This window comes from Streptomyces sp. NPDC048185 (genome assembly GCF_043202495.1).
Taxonomy (GTDB): domain Bacteria; phylum Actinomycetota; class Actinomycetes; order Streptomycetales; family Streptomycetaceae; genus Streptomyces.
Window position 1 is genome coordinate 269,223 of record NZ_JBIDAN010000007.1, and the last position, 20,358, is coordinate 289,580.

Sequence of the window (20,358 nt, forward strand, 5' to 3'; positions counted from 1 at the left end):
TCTTCCTCACACGGAGACAGGGAGTGTCTGATGTGACCGAAGGGCCAGGTCAGACATGCTCTGGTCGTCAGTGCTCGGGCGAGGGCAGACCCCTGGTGACGGGCAGGGGGCAGCTAACAGGCAGCGCAAAGGGACAGTGTAGCCACTTGGCACACTGATGTCCAATGCCAGTTTCCTGAACCGTGTCCGCTCCTCGTAGTGCTCACCACCTGCGGCAAGGCCTCGCCCTCAACGCACGGTGATACTGCCCTCTTCGCCGTGGATCCATGCCTCGGATTCGGATCCTTGTGACGACGCGTCCTGAGAATTGCGCGCTGCGTGCGGTTCGTCAAGGCCCCCTTGCCGAAACCGGCTGCCGTCCAGGCATCTCAGGGTCCCGGAGACGGCACGACGAAGATCACCATACTCTCCGCCGCCACCCGTGCAAGGCCGCCGCCGCCCGGCCCCCGGAACGCCGAAGAGCGACCACCCGGATGGATGATCGCTCTTCAGCGCTTGAGCGTTACAGGCCCAGAGGGACCCGTGAGGTCTTACTTGACCTCGACCGAGGCGCCGGCGCCCTTGAGGGACTCGGCGGCCTTCTCGGCGGCTTCCTTGTTGACCTTCTCGAGGACCGGCTTCGGGGTGCCGTCGACGAGGTCCTTGGCCTCCTTCAGACCCAGGGAGGTCAGCTCACGCACGACCTTGATGACCTGGATCTTCTTGTCGCCGGCGCCGGTGAGGATGACGTCGAACTCGTCCTTCTCCTCCGGGGCCTCGGCGGCGGCGGCCGGGCCGGCCGGGCCCGCGACGGCCACGGCGGCGGCGGCGGTGACGTCGAACTTCTCCTCGAAGGCCTTCACGAACTCGGAGAGCTCGATGAGGGTCATCTCCTCGAACTGGGCGAGCAGGTCTTCCTGGCTGAGCTTCGCCATGATGGCGGTCCTTCCACTAATTCGGCAGGTGCCGGATGTACGGGGTGAGGCGGGCGTACGTCGGGCCCGCATCGGCCCTCGCCTCAGGCGGCGAGAGCCGCAAAGCGAGCCGAGTTACTCGGCACCGCCCTGCTCGTCCTGCTTGGCACGGAGCGCGTCCACGGTGCGGACGAGCTTCGAGGGGAGCGCCTGGAAGAGCTGAGCAGTCTGGGACTGCTTGCCCTTGAAGGCACCCGCCAGCTTGGAGAGCAGAACCTCGCGGGACTCGAGGTCCGCAAGCTTCTTGATCTCGTCGGCGGACATCGCCTTGCCGTCAAGGACACCGCCCTTGATGACGAGATTCGGGTTGTCCTTGGCGAAGTCGCGCAGACCCTTCGCCGACTCCACCGGGTCACCGGTGACGAAGGCGACGGCCGTCGGACCAGCGAAGAGCTGGTCGTCGAGCGTGATCCCGGCCTCGTTGGCCGCAATCTTGGTCAGCGTGTTCTTCACCACGGCGTACTGGGCGTTCTCACCGAGCGACCGGCGCAGCGTCTTGAGCTGCGCCACGGTGAGACCGCGGTACTCGGTCAGCACGGCGGCGTTGGAGCTGCGGAACTTGTCCGTCAGCTCGGCAACCGCGGCAGCCTTTTCGGGCGTCGCCATAGAGCCTCGGCCTCCTTCCGGGTGATTCGGACCGCGCGGACCCGAAGGAGGTCTGGGGAAAACGAAACGCCCCGGCGCAGGCGCACGGGGCGTGACTCGACCGGTCATACGCGCTCGGGGCGCGCACTCCGGGAGCTCATCCACTGTCACCTGCGCGGGTCGTCCGCAGTTCAGCGGATCCTTCGGCCACCGTGCCCTCTCACGAGCACACGGCAACGACCAGCGGTCTTTGGCTTCTGGAGGAGCGTACGTGAACGGGGCAGTGTCAAGCAAATCCGCCCGTACGGCGACCCGGCCGGACTCAGCCGGTCTGGCCCTCCTGCATCATCTCGGCCAGGTCGGCCGTCTCCCCGGCGGGCGGGGCGGTGACCTTCACGGGCTCGTTGAAGTCGAGGAAGGTGACGGTCATGTCCAGCGGACCCTTGGCGGCGTCCCCGCGCATGCGGAACTGCTTGGCCTGGTCGTCGCCGTCGACCCACATGTCCATCGTGAGCTTGTCGATGCCCATCTTCTCGTACTGCTCGATGCTCTTGCGGCGCTGCTCCTGGGTCGTCTTGTCCTCGTCCGCGAGGGACTTCTCCAGGGCGTCGAGGGTGACGGTGCCCTTGTAGTGCGTGGTCTTCACGCCGTCGACGGTCTCGCTGCCGACCTTCTCCACGTCCTCGGCGCCGGTGAGGAAGGTGGACTCGGCCGCCGGGTTCTTGTCGGCCTGGGAGGCGCTGCCGAGCTGGCCCAGCTCGTCGTCGGCGCCCATGGCGGCGAGGTCGAACTTGATCCAGCTCTTGCCGTCCATCTCCTTGGCCGCCTCGGCTCCGCCGTTGAGGTAGAGGGCCTTGTCGACGAGCCGGATCTCCGCGGTCGCGTCGGTGCCCTGGTCGGGTGCCTTCATCTTCATGGACATCGCGACCGTCGGCTTGAGCTGCATCTCGGCCTCGGCCTCGACGCGGCCCTCCTCGGGGGCCTTGCCGGTCATGCGGTAGCGCAGGGAGGTGATGTCCTCCGTGTTCTTCGCCGCCTTGGCGACGGCCGCCGCCGGCGTCATCTCGGGGGACTTGTCCGCCCCCTCGTCCTTCGAACAGCCCACCGCGCCCGCGGCGAGCAGCAGGGCGGCCAGCCCGGCACCCACGGGCACACGCACAGAAGTCTTCATCATGGTTTCCCCCCACGGGACACAGGAAGTGAACGGCTGTCACACAGCCAGGACGCGAGAGTAGCCGAGACGGTTCGGGCGATCTTGTGATTTCCGGATCAGGAGCCGTCGGCGGGTGCCTTGAGCAGCTCCTCGAAGTCCGCCGTGTCGGCGGCCGGGGGCCGCTCGACGGGGACGGGAACGCCGTAGTCGCTGTAGTAGGCGGTCTGGGACAGCTCCCCCGTCTCCGTGCGTCCCCGCTCGGTCTTCTTGACCAGCAGGTCCTGCGCGTCGACCCAGAGGTCGACGGTCCGTGCGCCGTCGCCGTCCACCGTGCCGGACCAGTGCGTGGTGCGCCGCCCACGCGTCGTCTCCTCACCGACCTCGTGCACGTCGTCGGAGGTGAGCAGCAGTTTCACCGCCTCGTCGGGGGCGGTGTCGCGCATCCGGTCCGCCAGGCCGGCGCCCGCGCCGTCGCCGTGGTCCTCGAGGTCGGCGTACAGGTACTTGATCCAGTGCCTGCCGCCCGCCCGGGCGGCGAAGGCGTCGCCCATCTTCGCGTAGTAGGCCTCGGGCAGGTAGCGCGCCTCCATGGAGGTGGTGCCGAGGCGGCGCATCGCGTCGGCGGCCGTCCCGCCGGTGTACGTGAGTGTCAGGGTGCCGGTGAGTCCGTCGCTCCAGCGCAGGGCGCCGGCGGCGTCGAGGGACAGCTCGTCGCCGATGACGGTCGTGGAGTGGACCCGCGCGGACCCGGCGCGGCCGGTGGCGCGCTCCACGGCCCTCAGCGGCTCCGCCCGCGGGGCGGGGTCGTCCCCGTTGGGGCCGGAGGGGATGCAGGCCGTCAGGCACGCCAGCACGGCCGTCACCGCGATCGAGAGGGCCGTACGGTGTGCCGTCGTGCTCGTCATGTCCCCACCCCTGTGCGCGTGACCTGCCCGCACGCTAGCCCAGCCACCCGGCTCCCGTACCGGGAAACCGGCGTCCGGGAGCGGTCCCGGACAACCGGAATTCCGAAAGACCGGAAACCGGAAACCGGAAACCAGAAAAAGGGGACGGGCCCCGCACCTCGGAAGGTGCGGGGCCCGTGAACCGGTTGGGCGAGCCGTTGGCTCAGACCGCGGCCGGGTCCTCCTCGACGAGGAGGTTGCGGGTGCGGTTGGAGTCGACCGGAATGCCGGGGCCCATCGTGGTGCTGATGGCGGCCTTCTTGATGTAGCGGCCCTTGGCGGCGGACGGCTTCAGACGGAGGATCTCCTCCAGCGCCGCGCCGTAGTTCTCCACCAGCTTGGTGTCGTCGAACGACGTCTTGCCGATGATGAAGTGCAGGTTCGAGTGCTTGTCGACGCGGAACTCGATCTTGCCGCCCTTGATGTCGTTGACAGCCTTGGCGACGTCCGGGGTCACGGTGCCGGTCTTGGGGTTCGGCATGAGACCACGGGGACCGAGCACGCGGCCGAGGCGGCCGACCTTGCCCATGAGGTCCGGGGTGGCGACGACGGCGTCGAAGTCCAGACGGCCCTTCGACACCTCGTCGATCAGTTCGTCGGCGCCGACGATGTCGGCGCCCGCGGCACGCGCGGCCTCGGCACGGTCACCGGTCGCGAAGACCAGGACCCGGGCGGTCTTGCCGGTGCCGTGCGGGAGGTTCACGGTGCCACGGACCATCTGGTCGGCCTTGCGCGGGTCGACACCCAGGCGGAAGGCGACCTCGACGGTGCCGTCGAACTTGGTCGTGGAGGTCTCCTTGGCGAGACGGACGGCCTCGAGCGGGGCGTAGAGCTTGTCCCGGTCGATCTTGGCGTCCGCAGCGCGGAGAGACTTGCTGCGCTTGCTCACTACTGCTCCTGTTGGCTTCTTAGGAGTCGTGGTCCGGGCCGAGCAGGCCCTGCCACACTGTCCTGACCATGCGGCTGCCGCCGCGTGGCGTGCTTACGGGGGTGGAGGTCAGCCCTCGACCGTGACGCCCATGGAACGCGCGGTGCCGGCGATGATCTTCTCGGCGGCGTCCAGGTCGTTGGCGTTGAGGTCGGGCATCTTGGTGGTGGCGATCTCACGGACCTGGTCACGCGTGATCTTCGCGACCTTGGTCTTGTGCGGCTCGCCGGAGCCCTTCTCCACGCCCGCGGCCTTGAGGATCATCTTGGCGGCCGGCGGCGTCTTGGTGATGAAGGTGAAGGAGCGGTCCTCGTAGACCGTGATCTCCACCGGGATCACCCAGCCACGCTGCGACTCGGTCGCGGCGTTGTAGGCCTTGCAGAACTCCATGATGTTGACGCCGTGCTGACCCAGCGCGGGGCCGACCGGCGGAGCCGGGTTGGCGGCGCCGGCCTGGATCTGGAGCTTGATGAGCCCCGTGACCTTCTTCTTCTTGGGAGGCATAGCTCTCCGGGTCCTTTCGATTCGGGTCCTGCCCGCACCCGGGAAACCACCCGGACACAGGCATACCGCACAACGATAACGGGTATGGATGCGCGGCCAAAAACCGAGCAGGTCAGGCAGTCCCCGAGGGTCCCACCTGACCTGCGCGGAAGCGTACGTCCGAGAAGAACTAGTTCTTCTGGATCTGGTCGAAGCTCAGCTCGACCGGGGTCTCGCGGCCGAAGATCTCGACGAGGCCCTTGACCTTCTTCGAGTCGGCGTTGATCTCGTTGATCGTGGCCTGCAGCGTGGCGAACGGGCCGTCCGTGACGGTGACCGAGTCGCCGACCTCGAAGTCCAGCACCTGGACCTCGACCTTCCGCTGCGGAGCCGGCTTGCCCTCGGCCTCGGCGGCCTCGCGGGCGGCCTTCTCCTCGGCCTCGGGGGCGAGCATCTTGACGATCTCGTCCAGCGTCAGCGGGTACGGGTCGTAGGCGTTGCCCACGAAGCCGGTGACGCCGGGGGTGTTGCGGACGACGCCCCAGGACTCGTTGGTCAGGTCCATGCGGACCAGGACGTAACCCGGCAGCTTGTTCTGGCGGATCGTCTTGCGGTCGCCGTTCTTGATCTGGACGACCTCTTCCTGCGGCACCTCGGCCTGGAAGATGTAGTCCTCGACGTTGAGCGAGACGGCGCGCTGCTCGAGGTTGGTCTTCACGCGGTTCTCGTAACCGGCGTAGGTGTGGATCACGTACCACTCGCCGGGCAGGACGCGCAGCTCCTGACGGAGCTTCTCGATGGGGTCGAGCTCGGGCTCGGGCTCGGCGGTCTCCGCGTCCGCGGCCTCCGCGGCGGCGTCGTCCTCGGCGGCGTCGTCCTCGGCGGTCTCCGCGTCCGCGGCGTCCTCGGCGGTGTCGGTCTCGGCCTCCGCAGCCTCGTCCTCGACCTCGACGACGGCGTCGGCAGCCTCGACCTCGTCGGAGGTCTCGGTGTCCTCGTTGTCCGCGCCCTCGACAAGGCCGAGCTCGTCCTCGACGGACTCGACAGCCTCCCCGCGAGGCTCAACGGCGTCGTTCACGTTCGGGTCAGACACGGTGGCTGCTTCTTCCTGGATACATAGGGGTGGAACACGCGAAAGGGGCGCCGGGTACCTCGGCGCCCTTCGCTCTCGACTCAGCCGAAGACGTACTTGGCGGCGTGGCTGAGACCATAGTCAATCAGAGTCACCAGGCCGATCATGATGGCAACGAAGATGATCACGACCATGGTGTACGTCGTCAGCTGGTTACGACTGGGCCAGACGACCTTGCGCAGCTCCGCGACGATCTGGCGGTAGAAGAGCGCGAGACGCTTCAGCGGGCCCTTCTTGGCCCGCTTGCCGCCCTTGCGAGGCTTCTTCTTCGAGTCCGGCGCTTCGTCCTGGGCATCAGGCATGTCGATGGAGCCCACGGCATCCGTCACTCGTCCTCACCTGATTCCGGGTCGTGGCCGTGCCGCGCCCGGTCTGAGCCGCACGGCGTTGCATTGCTGTACGTACATGCGCACACATCCTGGCGAAGGTGTGTGTAGCAGGGCCGGAGGGACTTGAACCCCCAACCGCTGGTTTTGGAGACCAGTGCTCTACCAATTGAGCTACGACCCTTTGTGTGTCCCCCAACGTACCGCATCCGCCCGAGTGCCTGTGGGCACCGAGTGTGTGCGGCCCGCTGAAGGCCAACGAGGTGAGAGTGTACGTGCTCGCGGGCCGGGCGTCGAACAGAAAGGGCCCGTGGAGCGCCCCGCCGGCGATGTCGGCCGAAGATCGCCCAGGCCGCGCGGTGGATCCGGACTGTTGTTCAGCCTTTTGCCCGGTCATGTTCAGTCCGTGAAACCCGTGTGCCGGGGAGGTTTCCGGTCTGGAACGATGGGCCCCATGAGCGCTGCAACCCCTCCCACCGAGCGCCGGGTCTCCGCCCGAGTCGGCGCGATCTCCGAGTCCGCCACCCTCGCCGTGGACGCCAAGGCCAAGGCCCTCAAGGCCGCCGGGCGACCGGTGATCGGCTTCGGCGCCGGTGAACCCGACTTCCCGACGCCCGACTACATCGTCGAGGCCGCGATCGAGGCCTGCAAGAACCCGAAGTTCCACCGCTACACGCCGGCCGGCGGACTGCCCGAGCTGAAGGCCGCGATCGCCGCGAAGACGCTGCGCGACTCGGGCTACGAGGTCGACCCGTCGCAGATCCTGGTCACCAACGGCGGCAAGCAGGCCATCTACGAGGCGTTCGCCGCGATCCTCGACCCGGGCGACGAGGTCATCGTCCCGGCGCCGTACTGGACGACGTACCCCGAGTCGATCCGGCTGGCCGGCGGTGTGCCGGTCGAGGTGGTCGCCGACGAGACGACCGGCTACCGGGTGAGCGTGGAGCAGCTGGAGGCCGCGCGCACGGAGAAGACCAAGGTCGTCCTCTTCGTCTCGCCGTCGAACCCGACGGGTGCCGTGTACAGCGAGGCACAGACCGAGGCCATCGGCCGGTGGGCCGTCGAGCACGGCCTGTGGGTGCTGACCGACGAGATCTACGAGCACCTCGTCTACGGCGACGCCTTCTCCGTCTCCATGCCGGCGCTGCTGCCCGAGCTGCGCGACAAGTGCATCGTCGTCAACGGTGTCGCCAAGACGTACGCGATGACCGGCTGGCGGGTGGGCTGGGTCATCGGCCCCAAGGACGTCGTCAAGGCCGCGACGAACCTCCAGTCGCACGCCACGTCCAACGTGTCCAACGTCGCGCAGGCGGCGGCCCTGGCCGCGGTCTCCGGCGACCTGGACGCCGTGGCGAAGATGCGGGAGGCCTTCGACCGGCGCCGCACCACCATCGTGCGGATGCTCAACGAGATCGACGGCGTGCTCTGCCCGGAGCCGGAGGGCGCGTTCTACGCCTACCCGTCGGTCAAGGGGCTGCTCGGCAAGCAGATCCGCGGCAAGCGTCCGCAGGACACCGTGGAGCTGGCCGCGCTGATCCTGGAGGAGGCCGAGGTCGCGGTGGTGCCCGGCGAGGCCTTCGGCACGCCCGGTTACCTGCGGCTGTCGTACGCGCTCGGCGACGAGGACCTCGTCGAGGGCGTGAGCCGCATCCAGAAGCTGCTGGCGGAGGCGCGGGACTGACCGTCCCCCCGTCCGAGGGGCCGCACCGGAACGTTCCGGTGTGGCCCCTGTTCGTTTGTACGAGCAAGACCACGTACGGGGAAAGTGCTGTCGGGCCGGGCGTGTCGTGCGGCAGGATCACCGGATGGAGCGTGTACGTGATGTCTCTGAACTGCCCAAGGCCCATCTCCACCTGCACTTCACCGGGTCGATGCGGCCCACCACCCTGCTGGAACTGGCCGACAAGCACGGCGTGCGGCTGCCCGAGACGCTGACCGAGGCACTGAGCGCCGGGGAGTCGCCGAAGCTGCGGGCGACGGACGAGCGGGGCTGGTTCCGCTTCCAGCGGCTGTACGACGCGGCGCGTTCGTGCCTCCAGCAGCCGGAGGACATCCAGCGGCTGGTGCGGGAGGCCGCGGAGGAGGATCTGCGGGACGGCTCGGGGTGGCTGGAGATCCAGGTGGACCCGACGTCGTACGCGCCCCGGCTGGGCGGGCTGATCCCGGCGCTGGAGATCATCCTGGACTCGGTGGAGACGACCGTGCGGGACACCGGGATCGGGATGCGGGTGCTGGTCGCCGCGAACCGGATGAAGCATCCTCTGGACGCGCGCACGCTGGCCCGGCTGGCGGTGCGGTACGCGGACCGGGGCGTGGTCGGCTTCGGGCTGTCGAACGACGAACGGCGCGGCATGGCCCGGGACTTCGACCGGGCGTTCGCGATCGCGCGCGAGGGCGGGCTGCTGTCGGCGCCGCACGGGGGCGAGCTGACCGGGCCGGCGTCGGTGCGGGACTGCCTGGACGACCTGGAGGCGGACCGCATCGGGCACGGCGTGCGGGCGGCGGAGGACCCGCGGCTGCTGAAGCGGCTCGCGGACCGGCAGGTGACCTGCGAGGTGTGTCCCGCGTCGAACGTGGCCCTCGGCGTGTACGAGAAGCCCGAGGACGTGCCGCTGCGGACCCTTTTCGAGGCGGGGGTGCCGATGGCGCTGGGCGCGGACGACCCGCTGCTGTTCGGTTCGCGGCTGGCGGCGCAGTACGAGATCGCACGGCATTCCCACGGTTTCACGGACGCGGAGCTGGCGGAGCTGGCCCGGCAGTCCGTGCGCGGCTCGGCGGCCCCGCGGGGCGTGCAGGAAGGATTGCTGGCCGGGATCGACGCCTGGCTCAGCGCCCCGGCCGCCTGAAGTGGGCGTACGGCGGATACGGCTTGAAGGCGATCACGATCTCGGGGTGCCGCCAGGGGCGGGGGTCCGGTGCCAGTTCGCCGTGCAGGCAGGTGACGAACGCCGCGTGCCCCTGGCTGACGCCCCTGGCCCGCGGGCCACGGCCGGCCGCCTCGGCGAGGGCGGTCGCGGCGGAGGCGAAGGCGCCGCGCTCGCCGATGAGGACGTACGTGCGCGCGTGCGTGGTGTGCCGCAGCGTGTCGCGGGCGTGCGGGCGGTCGAGCCGGGCCCGGGCGTCGCGGGCCGTGCGGGCCTCGTCGGTCCGGACGGTCAGCGGTGTGCCGCGTCCCAGTCCGCGGCGCAGCTCGGGCCACTTGGTGGGGCGCAGGCCGGCCTCCGGGTGCGCCAGCACCAGGTCGACCAGGTCGCCCTGTCCCTCGTCGGGCGGTACGCCGTCGCGCAGCGGGACGTGCACGATCGTGCGGCGTGAGCAGGCGGCGAAGGAGAACAGGCCGGCGAGCCGGTTCAGTCCGTCGTGGTCGCCCATGAGCATGCCGTAGGCGTTCTCCGGGTCGCGGAGCGAAGTGTGGCGCAGGGGGGTGCGCGGCTGGACGACACGGTGGGTGTGCGGGCCGGTGCGGGGGCGGTACTCGGTGAGTCTCAGCCGCATGGAGGACGCCTCATGGTCCGAGCGTGCCGGTCGGGAGGGTCCGTCGGCAACGGAGATTCCGCCCGGACAGGGGCACGAGTGGACGCAAGGGCGCCCCGGCAGCGCCGGGCCGCGCACCGCCCCCGCCCAGCCGCGGCGCGTCCCGCTAGATGTTAGAGGCTGACGCCCACCGTCACCGGCTCGTTGACCAGCGTGACGCCGAACGCCTCGTGGACACCTGCGACGACCTCGCGGGCCAGGGCGAGCAGGTCCTCCGTCGTCGCCTCGCCGCGATTGGTGAGGGCGAGGGTGTGCTTGGTGGAGATGCGGGCCGGCCCGGCGCCGTAGCCCTTGGTGAAGCCGGCCTTGTCGATCAGCCAGGCCGCCGACGTCTTGACGCGGCCCTCCCCCGCCGGAAAGGCGGGCGGCTCGGTCTCGCTCCCGAGGCGCTCGTCCACACGGGCCCGGAAGGCGGCGAACTCCTCGTCGGTGAGGATCGGGTTGGTGAAGAACGACCCGGCGGACCAGGTGTCGTGGTCCTCGGGGTCCAGGACCATGCCCTTGCCGGCGCGCAGCTTCAGCACGGTCTCGCGGGCGGTGGCCAGCGGCACCCGGCCGCCGGTCCCGACACCGAGGGCGCGGGCCGTCTCGGCGTAGCGCAGCGGGGCGGAGAGCCCGTCGGCGTCCTCCAGCGCGAAGCGGACGCGCAGGACGACGTACCGCTCGGGTTCGGCCTTGAAGCGGCTGTGGCGATAGGCGAAGGCGCAGTCGGCGTTGGCGAGGGCGACCGTCTCGCGGTTCCTGCGGTCGTACGCGATCACCTCGGTGATCGTGGCGGAGACCTCCTGGCCGTACGCCCCCACGTTCTGGATGGGGGTCGCGCCCGCCGAGCCGGGGATGCCGGCCAGGCACTCGATGCCGGCCAGCCCGGCCTCGACGGTGCGGGCGACGGCGTCGGTCCACACCTCGCCGGCCGCGAGCTCCAGGGTCGTGCCGTCGAGCGAGAGGCCGCGCGTGGCGATGTGCAGGGCTGTGCCGTCGAAGCCCTTGTCGCCGATGACCAGGTTCGATCCGCCGCCGATGAGCAGCAGGGGGGTGCCGGTGTCGTCGGCCTCGCGGACGGCGGCGATCACCTCGGCGTCGGTGGTGGCCGTGAGCAGCCGGGTCGCGGGGCCGCCCAGCCGGAAGGTGGTCAGCGGGGCGAGGGGGGCGTCGTGGAGTTCCTGCACGCGCTCAAGACTACGAGACGGCACCGACGGCCCGGGGCAACGGCAAGCGCCCCGGCCGAGCGGCCGGGGCGCTTCTCACCGTTGCGCGTCAGCGTGAGGAGGGCTCACCCGCCGCCGCGAGCGGCTTCGCGGCGGTGGGAGCCGGTTCGGGTGCGGGACCGTCCGTGAGCGCCTCGTCGTTCCGGCGGCGGGCCGGGACCAGCAGGGCCGCGACGCCGCCGAGCGCCACGACCGCGGCGCCCACCGCGACCGCGGGCCGCAGTCCGTCGACGAAGGTCTGCCCGGAGTCGTAGCTGCCCTGCGCCGCGAAGATCGAGGCCATGACCGCGATGCCGAGCGCACCACCCACCTCGCGCAGGGCGTTGTTGGCGCCGGAGGCGATGCCCTGCTCCTTCGGGAGGACGCTGGACATCACCAGGGCGGAGGCGGGAGCGAAGAACAGCGCCATGCCGATGCCGCTGAGGACGAGGCCGGGCAGCTGGGCGGCGTAGGTGGCGTCGGCCGTGACCACGGAGGCGAGGTAGCCCAGGCCGGCCGCCTGGAGGAAGAGTCCGGTGGCGACGACCGGGCGCCCTCCGATCCGGTCCGCGAGGATGCCGGCGATCGGCGCGACCAGCATGGGCATGCCGGTCCAGGGCAGCATGCGCAGGCCGGCCTCGGTCGGCGAGTAGCCGAGCACACCCTGCATGTACTGGCTGAGCAGGAAGATCGATCCGAACATCCCCAGGAACATCAGCAGGCTCGCCGCGTTGATGCCGGCGAAGGCCCGGGAGCGGAACAGCCGCATCGGGAGCATCGGGTTCTCGGCGCGGGTGCTGTAGGCGACGAAGCAGGCCAGCAGCGCGGTTCCGGCGATCAGGGCGGTCAGCACGACGGCGCCGGTCCAGCCGTCCACCGGGCCGCGGACCAGGCCGTAGACGAGGCCGAAGAGTCCACCGCTGGCGAGCAGCGTGCCGGGGAGGTCGAGCGGTGCGCCGGTGCCGTGCGACTCGGCGAGGCGGAGACGGGCGAGCGGCAGCAGGGCCAGGCCGAGGGGAACGTTCAGCCAGAAGATCCACTGCCACGAGATGTGCTCGGTGAGGCTGCCGCCGACCAGGGGTCCGGAGGCCACGGCGAGGCCGTTGACGGCTCCCCAGATGCCGTACGCCATCCCGCGCCGTTCCGCGGGCACGGCGGCCGTCAGCAGGGTCAGTGTCAGCGGCATCATGATCGCCGCGCCCACGCCCTGGACCGCTCGGGCGGCGATGAGGGAGTCGAGGCCGGGCGCCATGGCCGCGGCGGCGGAGGCGCCGGTGAAGACGGTGAGCCCGACCAGGAAGAGCCTGCGGCGGCCGAAGCGGTCGCCGAGGGCCGCGCCGAACATCAGCAGCACCGCGAAGGTGAGCGTGTAGGCGCTGACGGTCCATTCCAGGTCGTGCAGCGCGCCGCCGAGGTCCTCGCGGATGGAGGGCAGGGCGGTGGTGACGACGAGGTTGTCCAGGGCCGCCATGAAACCGGCGACGCTGGTGATGACGAGGGCCCAGCCTGCTGACCCGCGGCGTGCGTTCTGCTGTGACATCTCTCCCCCAGAGGGTGTGCACTGCTTGTCGTGGTCGATTAGTGATTGCTGACTAACTTTCGAGGGCGCGCAGAAGGGCCGTCGCCATACCGCCGTCAGCCCTTACGCGGTCTCCTGCACCGGCGGCCGTCCCTGAGCGCCGGTGCGGTGCGGCTTGGTGTGGAAGCCGCTCCAGACCCGGTGCTCCGGCGGGAAGCCCATGCCGGCCAGGGTGTTGATGAGCATGCCGTACGCCATGAAGTTCGCCGTCTCCTCGACGTCGCCGCCGAGGGGCAGGTGAACGGCGTCCCAGAGCTCCATCCAGCCGTTGCGGACCATCTCGCCGAACTCGTGGTCGCCCTCCGCCTCGGCCGCCGCGACCGTGACGTACACCTGCAACTGCATCTGCAGCCTCTCGGGCTGCTCGCTGATCAGGCGGGTGTAGGCCGCGGCCATGGACGCGAGGGCCTCTTCGCCGTGCAGGCCCTCGGACGCCGACTCGAAGACCCGGCGCATGTCCTGGAGGCAGCGCTCGGCCACCGCCAGGAAGATCGCCTTCTTGCTCGGGAAGAGCCGGAAGAGGTACGGCTGGGAGACGCCCACCCGCTTGGCGATGGCCTCGGTGGACGTGCCGTAATAGCCGCCCCGGGCGAACTCGCTCATCGCCGCGCGGATGACGCTCTCGCGCCGCTCCTCTGCGCTCATCCTGACCATGGGACGTAAGTTAGTACTCAATCACTAACTCCGTCAAGCCCCCGCACGGCGCCCGGCAACGGCGAGGGGCGCCCTCCGTGGAGGACGCCCCTGGCCGGGCACGCGGCGGGCCGCCGCGCCGGGAGCCGTCAGGCCAGCCGTACGACCGCGCGGGACATGCCGAGGACCTTCTGGCCGGCGCTGGTGGCCGTGAGGTCGACGCGGACGGTGTTGTCGTCGAGCTTGGCCGCGACCTTCCCGCTGACCTCGATCACGGCACCCTGGTCGTCGTTCGGGACGACGACGGGCCGGGTGAAGCGGACGCCGTACTCGACGACCGAGCCCGGGTCGCCGGTCCAGTCGGTCACCACGCGGATCGCCTCGGCCATGGTGAACATGCCGTGCGCGATGACGTCGGGCAGACCGACCTCCTTGGCGAACTTCTCGTTCCAGTGGATCGGGTTGAAGTCACCGGAGGCACCCGCGTAGCGCACGAGCGTGGCGCGGGTCACGGGGAAGCTCTGCGCGGGCAGCTCGGTGCCGACCTCGACCTCGCTGTACGCGACCTTCGCCGCCGCGGGATGCGTGTGGGGCTGCGTCATGGTGATGCTCACGCCTCCTCGGCCGCGCGGGCCACGAGCTTGGTCCAGGCGGTCACGACGTGCTCGCCGGCCTCGTCGTGGACCTCGCCGCGGATGTCCAGTATGTCGTTGCCCGCCATCGACTTGATCGCCTCGATGGTGGAGGTGACCGTGAGCCGGTCACCGGCCCGCACCGGGCGGACGTAGGCGAACTTCTGGTCCCCGTGCACCACGCGGCTGTAGTCCAGGCCGAGCTGCGGGTCCTCTATGACCTGGCCCGCCGCCTTGAACGTGATCGAGAACACGAAGGTCGGCGGAGCGATCACATCCGGATGGCCGAGCGCCTTCGCCGCCTCCGCGTCGGTGTACGCCGGATTGGCGTCCCCCACCGCCTCCGCGAACTCGCGGATCTTCTCCCGGCCCACCTCGTAGGGCTCGGTGGGCGGGTAGGTCCGCCCCACGAACGACTGGTCGAGCGCCATCGGCTCGCAACCTCCTGCTGCTGTCTGCGACTACTGCTGCTGTCTCTGCGGCTACCGCCGGACACAACGACGCGAGGCCGTCCCCAAATTACGGGGACGGCCTCGCGTACGAGCCTGATTTATCGCGTTTCGCGGTGCGCGGTGTGCGCGTTGCAACGCGGGCAGTGCTTCTTCATCTCAAGACGGTCCGGGTTGTTACGCCGGTTCTTCTTGGTGATGTAGTTCCGCTCCTTGCACTCCACGCAGGCCAGCGTGATCTTCGGGCGGACGTCGGTGGCAGCCACGTGAGTGCTCCTTGACGAACGGATTGATGGTATTAACGCAGGAAAGAGTAGCCGATTGAAGGACCGACCCCGCAATCGGCTACCAGAAGTAGCGGTGACCGGACTTGAACCGGTGACACAGCGATTATGAGCCGCTTGCTCTACCGACTGAGCTACACCGCTGTGATGCGATCGGGCCCCGCCTCGCGGCGGGAACCTCTCACACCAGAGCCCCAAAACGGAATCGAACCGTTGACCTTCTCCTTACCATGGAGACGCTCTGCCGACTGAGCTATTGGGGCGAGCGATGAAGACATTACACGGTCGCCCGCCGTTCGCCCAAATCCGTTTCGCCGACCCTGCCCCGTCCCGTCCCCGGGGCCCCGCGAAGCCCCACGCGCACCGTCCCGGCGGGGCCGTCGGCACGGATCCGGCCGCCGCGCGCACCACCTCGGGCGGCGCGGCCCGCACCGGTACGACTATTGCGCTCCTCCGCGCCACGGGCAGATCACCGTCCTAGGCTCGACCGCACTCTGCGTGATCTTGCGTTCGCCACTGCGCAGTCCCGAGCCCAGAGGAGTGCGATGCCCGACAGCCAGCCACAGCCGCCCCACTCGCCCGTCCCCCCGGGCCCGGCCGGCCACGGCGCACTCCTGCTGTCCGGGGCACGGCTCACCGACGGCCGGACCGTGGACGTACGGCTGCGCCGCGGGCGCATCGAGGCGGTCGGCACGGCCGGCAGTCTGACGGCGGCCCACCCCTCCGGGCCCTGCGCACGCGTCGACCTCACCGGGTACCTCCTCCTGCCCGCCCCCGCCGAACCCCACGCCCACGGCGACACGGCGCTCACGGCCGACGTCCCCGGCCCGGTCTCGCACGAGCCCGAGGACGTCCAGCGCCGGGTCACCGAGGCCGCCCTGCTCCAGCTGGGGCACGGGGCGACCGCGCTGCGGACCCATGTGCGGGTGGGCGACGTGCCGGGGCTGGGCGCCCTGATCGCCGTCCTGCGGGCGCGGCGCACGCTGCGCGGGCTGGCCGAGCTGACGGCGGTGGCCGTGCCGAGGGTGCTGACCGGGGTGGCCGGGGCCGACGGGCTGGTGATGCTGCGGGACGCGGTCAAGATGGGCGCGGACGTGGTGGGCGGGTGCCCGGACCTGGACCCCGATCCGGCGGGGTACGTGGAGTCCGTCCTGGAGGTCGCCGCCGAACACGGCTGCCCCGTCGACCTGCACACGGACGCCGCCGACCCGGCGCGGCTGGCCCGGCTGGCGGCGATGGCGGGCGGACTGCGTCCCGGGGTGACCGTCGGGCCCTGCGACGCCCTGGGCCGGCTGCCCGCCGACGTGGCCTCCCGGGCCGCGGACCGGCTGGCGGCGGCCGGGGTCGCCGTGCTGTGCCTGCCGCAGGGGCCCTGCGCCCAGGGCGGGGAGGGGGGCGCCGATCGCCGCGAGGGCATCGCCCCGGTGCGGCTGCTGCGGGCCGCGGGGGTGCGGGTGGCCGCCGGGAGCGGGGCGCTGCGCGACGTGTCCAACCCGGTCGGGCGCGGCGACCCGCTGGAGGCGGCGTACCTGCTGGCCTCACGCCACGGGCTGCGCCCCGAGGACGCCTACGACGCCGTGAGCGGCACGGCACGGGCGACGCTGGGCCTGCCCGAGGTGCGGGTGGAGGCGGGCTTCCCGGCCGAGCTGCTCGCGGTGCGCGGGGACGGGCTCGCGGGCGCGCTGTCGCTGGCCTACGGCCGGATCGTGGTGCACCGGGGGCGGGTGGTGGCCCGGACGAGCGCGGTACGGGAGTACGGCGACGCGACGACCTCGACCTCGACCTCGACGGAGCTGGGGCTGCCGCGGCAGGGTCGCGGGCGCGGGGAACGGCCCGAGGGGTGGGGGCCGGAGTGAGGGGCGGGCCGTCGCGAGGAGCCGGCCGAAGGGGAGCCGGGCGCGCGCCGGAGGGGCCTGCGGGGGAGCGTCCGGCCGGGAGCCGGATGGGCGTCGGAGAGGACCCGCGGGGAGCCGCACGGTCGGGAGCCGGGTGCGCGCCGGAGGGACCCACGGGGAGCGTCGCGAGGGACCGGCCGGTCGGAGCCGGATGGGCGTCGGAGAGGACCCGCGGGGAGCCGCACGGTCGGGAGCCGGGTGCGCGCCGGAGGGACCCACGGGGAGCGTCGCGAGGGACCGGCCGGTCGGAGCCGGATGGGCGTCGGAGAGGAGCCGACGGGGGGCGTCGCGAGGGGCCGCACGGTCGGGCCGGATGGGTGTCGGAGAGGACCCGCGGGGAGCCGCACGGTCGGGAGTCGGATGGGCGTCGGAGAGATTCCTGCGGGCGGTCCGACGGGGAGGTGGGGGTGCACCGGTGTGGGGCCCGGGGGCGCGTCGGAAGCGGCTGAAGTCGTGCGGCGCGGGCGGCCGTCGGGGCGTACGGTCGAAGACATGCGCATTGTCATCGCTGGTGGTCATGGTCAGATCGCGCTGCGGCTGGAGCGCCTGCTCGCCGCGCGCGGTGACGAGGTGGCGGGCATCATCCGCAAGGCCGAGCAGGCCGACGATCTGCGCGCGGCCGGTGCCGAACCGGTCGTGCTCGACCTCGAGTCGGCCTCGGTCGAGGAGGTCGCGGAGCGGTTGCGGGGCGCGGACGCGGCGGTCTTCGCGGCGGGCGCGGGCCCGGGCAGCGGGGCGGCCCGCAAGGACACGGTGGACAAGGCGGCGGCGATCCTCTTCGCGGACGCGGCCGTCCGGGCGGGCGTACGGCGCCACGTGATCGTGTCGTCCATGGGCGCCGACCCGGCGCACACGGGGGACGAGATCTTCGACGCGTACCTGCGCGCCAAGGGCGAGGCCGACGCGTACGTGCGCGCGCAGGACGCCCTGGACTGGACGATCCTGCGCCCCGGCCGGCTGACGGACGACGCCGGCACCGGCCTGGTGCGTCTGGAGGCCCACACCGGCCGCGGTCCCGTCCCGCGGGACGACGTGGCCGCCGTACTGGCGGAACTCGTCGACACGCCTGCGACGGCCGGTCTGACCCTCGAGCTGATCAGTGGCTCGGCGCCGGTGTCGGTCGCCGTGAAGTCGGTGGCCGGGAACTGAGCCCCCCTCAGAACAGAGGCAACTGCCCGGGGAAGTCCGGGACGACGTAACCGTCCAGCGTCGGCTGGGCGGCGTCCGACTCGGCGAACCGCCGGGAGCCGGGGCAGGACATGAGCCCCCCGACGGCCCGCGCCCCGGGCGGATCGTGCCGTGCGAAACGCCCGGCGACGACGGCGATCTCCCGACGGCACTCGGGGCAGGTCCTGCGACGCGACGACATGGTCCCAGCGTAGGACGCGCGACCGCCAGGTGACCCTCGAGTCGTCCGGGCGGGCAACCGGCAACTCCGGCGACCGGCCGCACGGTTGCCGCCTCGCGCGTCTGCCGCCTCGCGTCTGCAGACCGGACGCCCGCCGTCCGGGCGCCACCGACGCCTCGCCGGGCCGGCGCCTCCCGCCGTCAGGCGCCGCATGACGCCCGCTCTGCCGCCGATTCACCACCCCGGGAACGCCGAAAGGGTCTGCGATCAGCATTGCTGCTGGTCACAGACCCTTTCGGTCTTGTGGCGGCGCCAGGATTCGAACCTGGGAAGGCTGAGCCGGCAGATTTACAGTCTGCGCGACGATCACGCCCTGACCTGCGCCTATCCCCCCTTGGAGACTCCACTGCCCCACACGTGCCCCATGGGCCATCGGACGACCGGAGGAAGCGTGACCCATCCCCGCTACGCTGGTACGCACCACGTCAGAACGGAGAGTGCTCCGCGGATGGGACCGAAGACGACCAAGGTCTACGAGACGCTTCGCGCGCGACTCGCGGCAGGCGAGTACGCGCCCGGTGACAAGCTCCCCTCAGAACGCACACTCGTGGAAGAACTCGACATCGGCCGGACGGCACTACGGCAGGTCCTCGCCCGTCTCGTCTCCGAAGGACAGTTGGAGGTGCGGGGACGGAGTTCGTACCGGGTACCGGGCGCGGTGAGCGTTCAGCGTCCGGAAGGGCTGGAACCCTGGCGCATCCACGGCGAGCGCGACGTGTATGACAACCGATGGGTCAGACTCCAGCTCTGGGACGTGGAGCCCCCGGGAGTGAAGCGGTTCGAACACCACGTCGTGAGGCTCCACCACGTGGCGGTCACGGCCGTCATCGATGATCAGGACCGCGTCCTGATGATGTGGCGGTACCGCTTCGTTCCGCAGCAATTCGGCTGGGAACTCCCCGGCGGCATCGTCGACGAGGGGGAAGACCCGGCGGACACGGCGCTGCGGGAGACCGTCGAGGAGACGGGATGGCGGCCCAAGGCGCTGGAACACGTCGTGAGCTATCAGCCCATGGTCGGCATGGTCGACTCGCCACACGAGATCTTCGTAGCGCACGGCGCCGAGAAGGTCGGCGAGCCGACCGACCTGGAGGAGGCCGGCCACATCGAGTGGGTACCGCTGGCGGACATCCCTGGGCTCATGGCCCGCGGTGAGCTGCTGGGCTCGGGCACCCTGGTCGCTCTCCTACACATCCTGGCGGCCCGACGCACCCAGGGACTCACAACCGCGCAGTGAGCAGGTCGACGCGACGGCGCTGCCGGACCGAACCGGTCCGGCTCGCCAACAGCCGAGCCTGACGCAGGTGTGTGCTGGCGTCGTCGTACTCGGCTCGTGTGAGGTGCGCTTGGGCAAGGTCGGCGTGGAGGCCAGCGCGTGCGCGAACGAACGTCGGGTCCATCACCTCAAGCGCGGCGTAAAGGCTGGTCACCGCCGACTCCTCCCCGAGCAGGGCGAGCACGTTGCCCTGCCACCGGGCGAGATGGGCGCCGTTCAGGAAGATGCTCAGCATGTCCGGGTCCCGGTCTTCGGGGCCCGGCGGGATGACGGCCATGGCCGCATCCAGTGCGCGCCGACAGTCGTCCGGCATGTCGGCGTGCGCGCACATCTCAGCTTCTGCGGCATACAGCCATGCCCGGAGTCGGGCGGAACCGGCTTGCCCGACGGTGCGCTGAGCATCTCGGACGAGGTCGACGGCGAGCGCCGGCCGTCCCGCTTCGCAGAGCACGTAAGCCTGCTCGCCCATGGCATGGGCCAGGTACATGGGCTCTTCGGCATCACGCGCCGCGCGCTTAGCAAGTTCGTAGTGCCGCCACGCCCGCTCAACGGCCCCCGAGTCGATTGCCTGCCACGCTGCCAGAGTTGAGGCGCCGGCGAGTGCGAGCGCCACGGGCCGACGGGCGGAAGGCAGCACGGCAAAGTTGAGCGCGTCTTCCAGGGCGGACAGATGGCCGGACATCTGATCGACCAAGGCCGCGGCGCCCCTCTGGCGGTCCATCGTCCGCAGTAGTTCGGTCTGGTCGTTGAACATCTTCACCATGGACTCGCTGACACTGCTGGCCGAATCGATCCGGCTCAAGAGGTCGTCGTAGCCGTCGGCGGTCGGTGCCACGGGAGCCGGGTCGAAGTCCCGTAGCTCCCCGTCCGTGACACCGAGGAGCTGCCGCAGGATGCGTGCGTACCGGTCCGAAATGGTGCGCTTGCCGTTCTCCCACTCGGACACGTACACCCGCAGACTCGCGGTTGACGCAACG

General features: G+C 70.8%; 22 protein-coding genes and 4 tRNA genes. 5 read left to right on the top strand and 21 right to left on the bottom strand.

What is annotated here, in order from left to right; all coding sequences use genetic code 11:
- Nucleotides 1–530: 530 nt before the first annotated feature.
- The 9 genes from rplL to ACGF3H_RS22365 form a co-directional block, all read right to left on the bottom strand.
- Complete coding sequence (rplL, locus tag ACGF3H_RS22325; RefSeq protein WP_362489385.1) at nt 531–914, bottom strand: 50S ribosomal protein L7/L12; 384 nt, start codon at nt 912–914, stop codon at nt 531–533.
- Nucleotides 915–1,028: 114 nt separating this feature from the next.
- Entirely contained in the window at nt 1,029–1,559 is a 531-nt protein-coding gene (rplJ, locus tag ACGF3H_RS22330; protein ID WP_003974311.1) for a 50S ribosomal protein L10, read from the bottom strand.
- Between the two features lie 301 nt (nt 1,560–1,860).
- Entirely contained in the window at nt 1,861–2,709 is an 849-nt protein-coding gene (locus tag ACGF3H_RS22335; RefSeq protein WP_362489657.1) for a DUF1396 domain-containing protein, read from the bottom strand.
- 98 nt (nt 2,710–2,807) lie between these two features.
- A complete protein-coding gene (locus ACGF3H_RS22340) occupies nt 2,808–3,596 on the bottom strand; it encodes a hypothetical protein (RefSeq protein WP_362489383.1) in 789 nt (262 codons plus the stop codon).
- Nucleotides 3,597–3,798: 202 nt separating this feature from the next.
- Nucleotides 3,799–4,524, bottom strand: a complete 726-nt coding sequence (gene rplA, locus ACGF3H_RS22345; protein WP_019329683.1) for a 50S ribosomal protein L1 — start codon at nt 4,522–4,524, stop codon at nt 3,799–3,801.
- A 108-nt stretch (nt 4,525–4,632) separates the two neighbouring features.
- Nucleotides 4,633–5,067 (bottom strand): 50S ribosomal protein L11, encoded by a 435-nt coding sequence (gene rplK / locus ACGF3H_RS22350; protein ID WP_006130605.1) that lies wholly within the window; start codon nt 5,065–5,067, stop codon nt 4,633–4,635.
- Nucleotides 5,068–5,236: 169 nt separating this feature from the next.
- Nucleotides 5,237–6,139 carry a transcription termination/antitermination protein NusG gene (nusG, locus tag ACGF3H_RS22355; RefSeq protein ID WP_362489380.1) on the bottom strand — a complete coding sequence of 301 codons (903 nt, stop codon included), beginning with the start codon at nt 6,137–6,139 and terminating at the stop codon, nt 5,237–5,239.
- Nucleotides 6,140–6,219: 80 nt separating this feature from the next.
- The gene (gene secE, locus ACGF3H_RS22360; RefSeq protein WP_362489378.1) at nt 6,220–6,507 is read right to left on the bottom strand and encodes a preprotein translocase subunit SecE; all 288 of its coding nucleotides are present in this window, start codon (nt 6,505–6,507) and stop codon (nt 6,220–6,222) included.
- Nucleotides 6,508–6,615: 108 nt separating this feature from the next.
- Nucleotides 6,616–6,688 (bottom strand) — tRNA-Trp (locus ACGF3H_RS22365).
- A 270-nt stretch (nt 6,689–6,958) separates the two neighbouring features.
- On the opposite strand from ACGF3H_RS22365, the gene ACGF3H_RS22370 reads away from it, so the two are divergent.
- The gene (locus ACGF3H_RS22370; protein ID WP_362489376.1) at nt 6,959–8,185 is read left to right on the top strand and encodes a pyridoxal phosphate-dependent aminotransferase; all 1,227 of its coding nucleotides are present in this window, start codon (nt 6,959–6,961) and stop codon (nt 8,183–8,185) included.
- Nucleotides 8,186–8,309: 124 nt separating this feature from the next.
- Nucleotides 8,310–9,350 carry an adenosine deaminase gene (locus tag ACGF3H_RS22375; RefSeq protein WP_362489374.1) on the top strand — a complete coding sequence of 347 codons (1,041 nt, stop codon included), beginning with the start codon at nt 8,310–8,312 and terminating at the stop codon, nt 9,348–9,350.
- On the opposite strand, the gene ACGF3H_RS22380 is transcribed toward ACGF3H_RS22375, so the two are convergent.
- The 9 genes from ACGF3H_RS22380 to ACGF3H_RS22420 all read right to left on the bottom strand — a co-directional run bounded on the left by ACGF3H_RS22380 (nt 9,331) and on the right by ACGF3H_RS22420 (nt 15,065).
- Nucleotides 9,331–9,999, bottom strand: coding sequence for a hypothetical protein (locus tag ACGF3H_RS22380; protein ID WP_362489373.1), 669 nt, complete (start codon nt 9,997–9,999; stop codon nt 9,331–9,333). The genes ACGF3H_RS22375 and ACGF3H_RS22380 overlap by 20 nt on opposite strands.
- Before the next feature lie 152 nt (nt 10,000–10,151).
- The gene (locus tag ACGF3H_RS22385) at nt 10,152–11,207 is read right to left on the bottom strand and encodes a UDP-N-acetylmuramate dehydrogenase (RefSeq protein ID WP_362489371.1); all 1,056 of its coding nucleotides are present in this window, start codon (nt 11,205–11,207) and stop codon (nt 10,152–10,154) included.
- Nucleotides 11,208–11,295: 88 nt separating this feature from the next.
- Entirely contained in the window at nt 11,296–12,765 is a 1,470-nt protein-coding gene (locus tag ACGF3H_RS22390; protein WP_362489369.1) for an MFS transporter, read from the bottom strand.
- Between the two features lie 102 nt (nt 12,766–12,867).
- Nucleotides 12,868–13,458, bottom strand: a complete 591-nt coding sequence (locus ACGF3H_RS22395; protein ID WP_362489368.1) for a TetR/AcrR family transcriptional regulator — start codon at nt 13,456–13,458, stop codon at nt 12,868–12,870.
- Between the two features lie 128 nt (nt 13,459–13,586).
- Nucleotides 13,587–14,039: a MaoC family dehydratase gene (locus ACGF3H_RS22400; RefSeq protein WP_362489655.1), complete on the bottom strand. Its 453-nt coding sequence runs from the start codon at nt 14,037–14,039 to the stop codon at nt 13,587–13,589.
- Nucleotides 14,040–14,047: 8 nt separating this feature from the next.
- Nucleotides 14,048–14,500: a MaoC family dehydratase N-terminal domain-containing protein gene (locus tag ACGF3H_RS22405; RefSeq protein WP_362489366.1), complete on the bottom strand. Its 453-nt coding sequence runs from the start codon at nt 14,498–14,500 to the stop codon at nt 14,048–14,050.
- A 119-nt stretch (nt 14,501–14,619) separates the two neighbouring features.
- Complete coding sequence (gene rpmG, locus ACGF3H_RS22410) at nt 14,620–14,784, bottom strand: 50S ribosomal protein L33 (protein ID WP_003948671.1); 165 nt, start codon at nt 14,782–14,784, stop codon at nt 14,620–14,622.
- 89 nt (nt 14,785–14,873) lie between these two features.
- Nucleotides 14,874–14,946: transfer RNA gene (locus tag ACGF3H_RS22415), tRNA-Met, on the bottom strand.
- A gap of 46 nt (nt 14,947–14,992) precedes the next feature.
- Nucleotides 14,993–15,065 (bottom strand) — tRNA-Thr (locus ACGF3H_RS22420).
- 282 nt (nt 15,066–15,347) lie between these two features.
- Between ACGF3H_RS22420 and ACGF3H_RS22425 the strand changes: the two genes are divergently transcribed.
- Nucleotides 15,348–16,658, top strand: a complete 1,311-nt coding sequence (locus tag ACGF3H_RS22425) for an amidohydrolase family protein (RefSeq protein ID WP_362489364.1) — start codon at nt 15,348–15,350, stop codon at nt 16,656–16,658.
- A gap of 531 nt (nt 16,659–17,189) precedes the next feature.
- Complete coding sequence (locus ACGF3H_RS22430) at nt 17,190–17,846, top strand: NAD(P)H-binding protein (protein WP_362489362.1); 657 nt, start codon at nt 17,190–17,192, stop codon at nt 17,844–17,846.
- 7 nt (nt 17,847–17,853) lie between these two features.
- Here ACGF3H_RS22430 and ACGF3H_RS22435 read toward each other — a convergent pair whose 3' ends face one another.
- Both ACGF3H_RS22435 and ACGF3H_RS22440 read right to left on the bottom strand, forming a co-directional pair.
- Nucleotides 17,854–18,066 carry a hypothetical protein gene (locus ACGF3H_RS22435; protein ID WP_362489360.1) on the bottom strand — a complete coding sequence of 71 codons (213 nt, stop codon included), beginning with the start codon at nt 18,064–18,066 and terminating at the stop codon, nt 17,854–17,856.
- A 283-nt stretch (nt 18,067–18,349) separates the two neighbouring features.
- A tRNA-OTHER gene (locus ACGF3H_RS22440) sits at nt 18,350–18,456 on the bottom strand.
- Between the two features lie 97 nt (nt 18,457–18,553).
- On the opposite strand from ACGF3H_RS22440, the gene ACGF3H_RS22445 reads away from it, so the two are divergent.
- Nucleotides 18,554–19,342, top strand: a complete 789-nt coding sequence (locus ACGF3H_RS22445) for an NUDIX domain-containing protein (RefSeq protein WP_362489358.1) — start codon at nt 18,554–18,556, stop codon at nt 19,340–19,342.
- Here the strand turns inward: ACGF3H_RS22445 and ACGF3H_RS22450 are convergent.
- Nucleotides 19,326–20,333, bottom strand: coding sequence for an XRE family transcriptional regulator (locus ACGF3H_RS22450; protein ID WP_362489356.1), 1,008 nt, complete (start codon nt 20,331–20,333; stop codon nt 19,326–19,328). The genes ACGF3H_RS22445 and ACGF3H_RS22450 overlap by 17 nt on opposite strands.
- Nucleotides 20,334–20,358: the final 25 nt, after the last annotated feature.

Coding starts and splice junctions, on each gene's coding strand:
- ACGF3H_RS22375 (WP_362489374.1), top strand. CDS start 8,310: ATGGAGCGTGTACGTGATGTCTCTGAACTGCCCAAGGCCCATCTCCAC.
- ACGF3H_RS22380 (WP_362489373.1), bottom strand. CDS start 9,999: ATGCGGCTGAGACTCACCGAGTACCGCCCCCGCACCGGCCCGCACACC.
- rplJ (WP_003974311.1), bottom strand. CDS start 1,559: ATGGCGACGCCCGAAAAGGCTGCCGCGGTTGCCGAGCTGACGGACAAG.
- ACGF3H_RS22390 (WP_362489369.1), bottom strand. CDS start 12,765: ATGTCACAGCAGAACGCACGCCGCGGGTCAGCAGGCTGGGCCCTCGTC.
- ACGF3H_RS22435 (WP_362489360.1), bottom strand. CDS start 18,066: ATGTCGTCGCGTCGCAGGACCTGCCCCGAGTGCCGTCGGGAGATCGCC.
- ACGF3H_RS22335 (WP_362489657.1), bottom strand. CDS start 2,709: ATGAAGACTTCTGTGCGTGTGCCCGTGGGTGCCGGGCTGGCCGCCCTG.
- ACGF3H_RS22340 (WP_362489383.1), bottom strand. CDS start 3,596: ATGACGAGCACGACGGCACACCGTACGGCCCTCTCGATCGCGGTGACG.
- ACGF3H_RS22395 (WP_362489368.1), bottom strand. CDS start 13,458: ATGGTCAGGATGAGCGCAGAGGAGCGGCGCGAGAGCGTCATCCGCGCG.
- ACGF3H_RS22425 (WP_362489364.1), top strand. CDS start 15,348: ATGCCCGACAGCCAGCCACAGCCGCCCCACTCGCCCGTCCCCCCGGGC.
- rplK (WP_006130605.1), bottom strand. CDS start 5,067: ATGCCTCCCAAGAAGAAGAAGGTCACGGGGCTCATCAAGCTCCAGATC.
- ACGF3H_RS22405 (WP_362489366.1), bottom strand. CDS start 14,500: ATGGCGCTCGACCAGTCGTTCGTGGGGCGGACCTACCCGCCCACCGAG.
- ACGF3H_RS22430 (WP_362489362.1), top strand. CDS start 17,190: ATGCGCATTGTCATCGCTGGTGGTCATGGTCAGATCGCGCTGCGGCTG.
- ACGF3H_RS22370 (WP_362489376.1), top strand. CDS start 6,959: ATGAGCGCTGCAACCCCTCCCACCGAGCGCCGGGTCTCCGCCCGAGTC.
- ACGF3H_RS22400 (WP_362489655.1), bottom strand. CDS start 14,039: ATGACGCAGCCCCACACGCATCCCGCGGCGGCGAAGGTCGCGTACAGC.
- rplL (WP_362489385.1), bottom strand. CDS start 914: ATGGCGAAGCTCAGCCAGGAAGACCTGCTCGCCCAGTTCGAGGAGATG.
- ACGF3H_RS22445 (WP_362489358.1), top strand. CDS start 18,554: ATGGGACCGAAGACGACCAAGGTCTACGAGACGCTTCGCGCGCGACTC.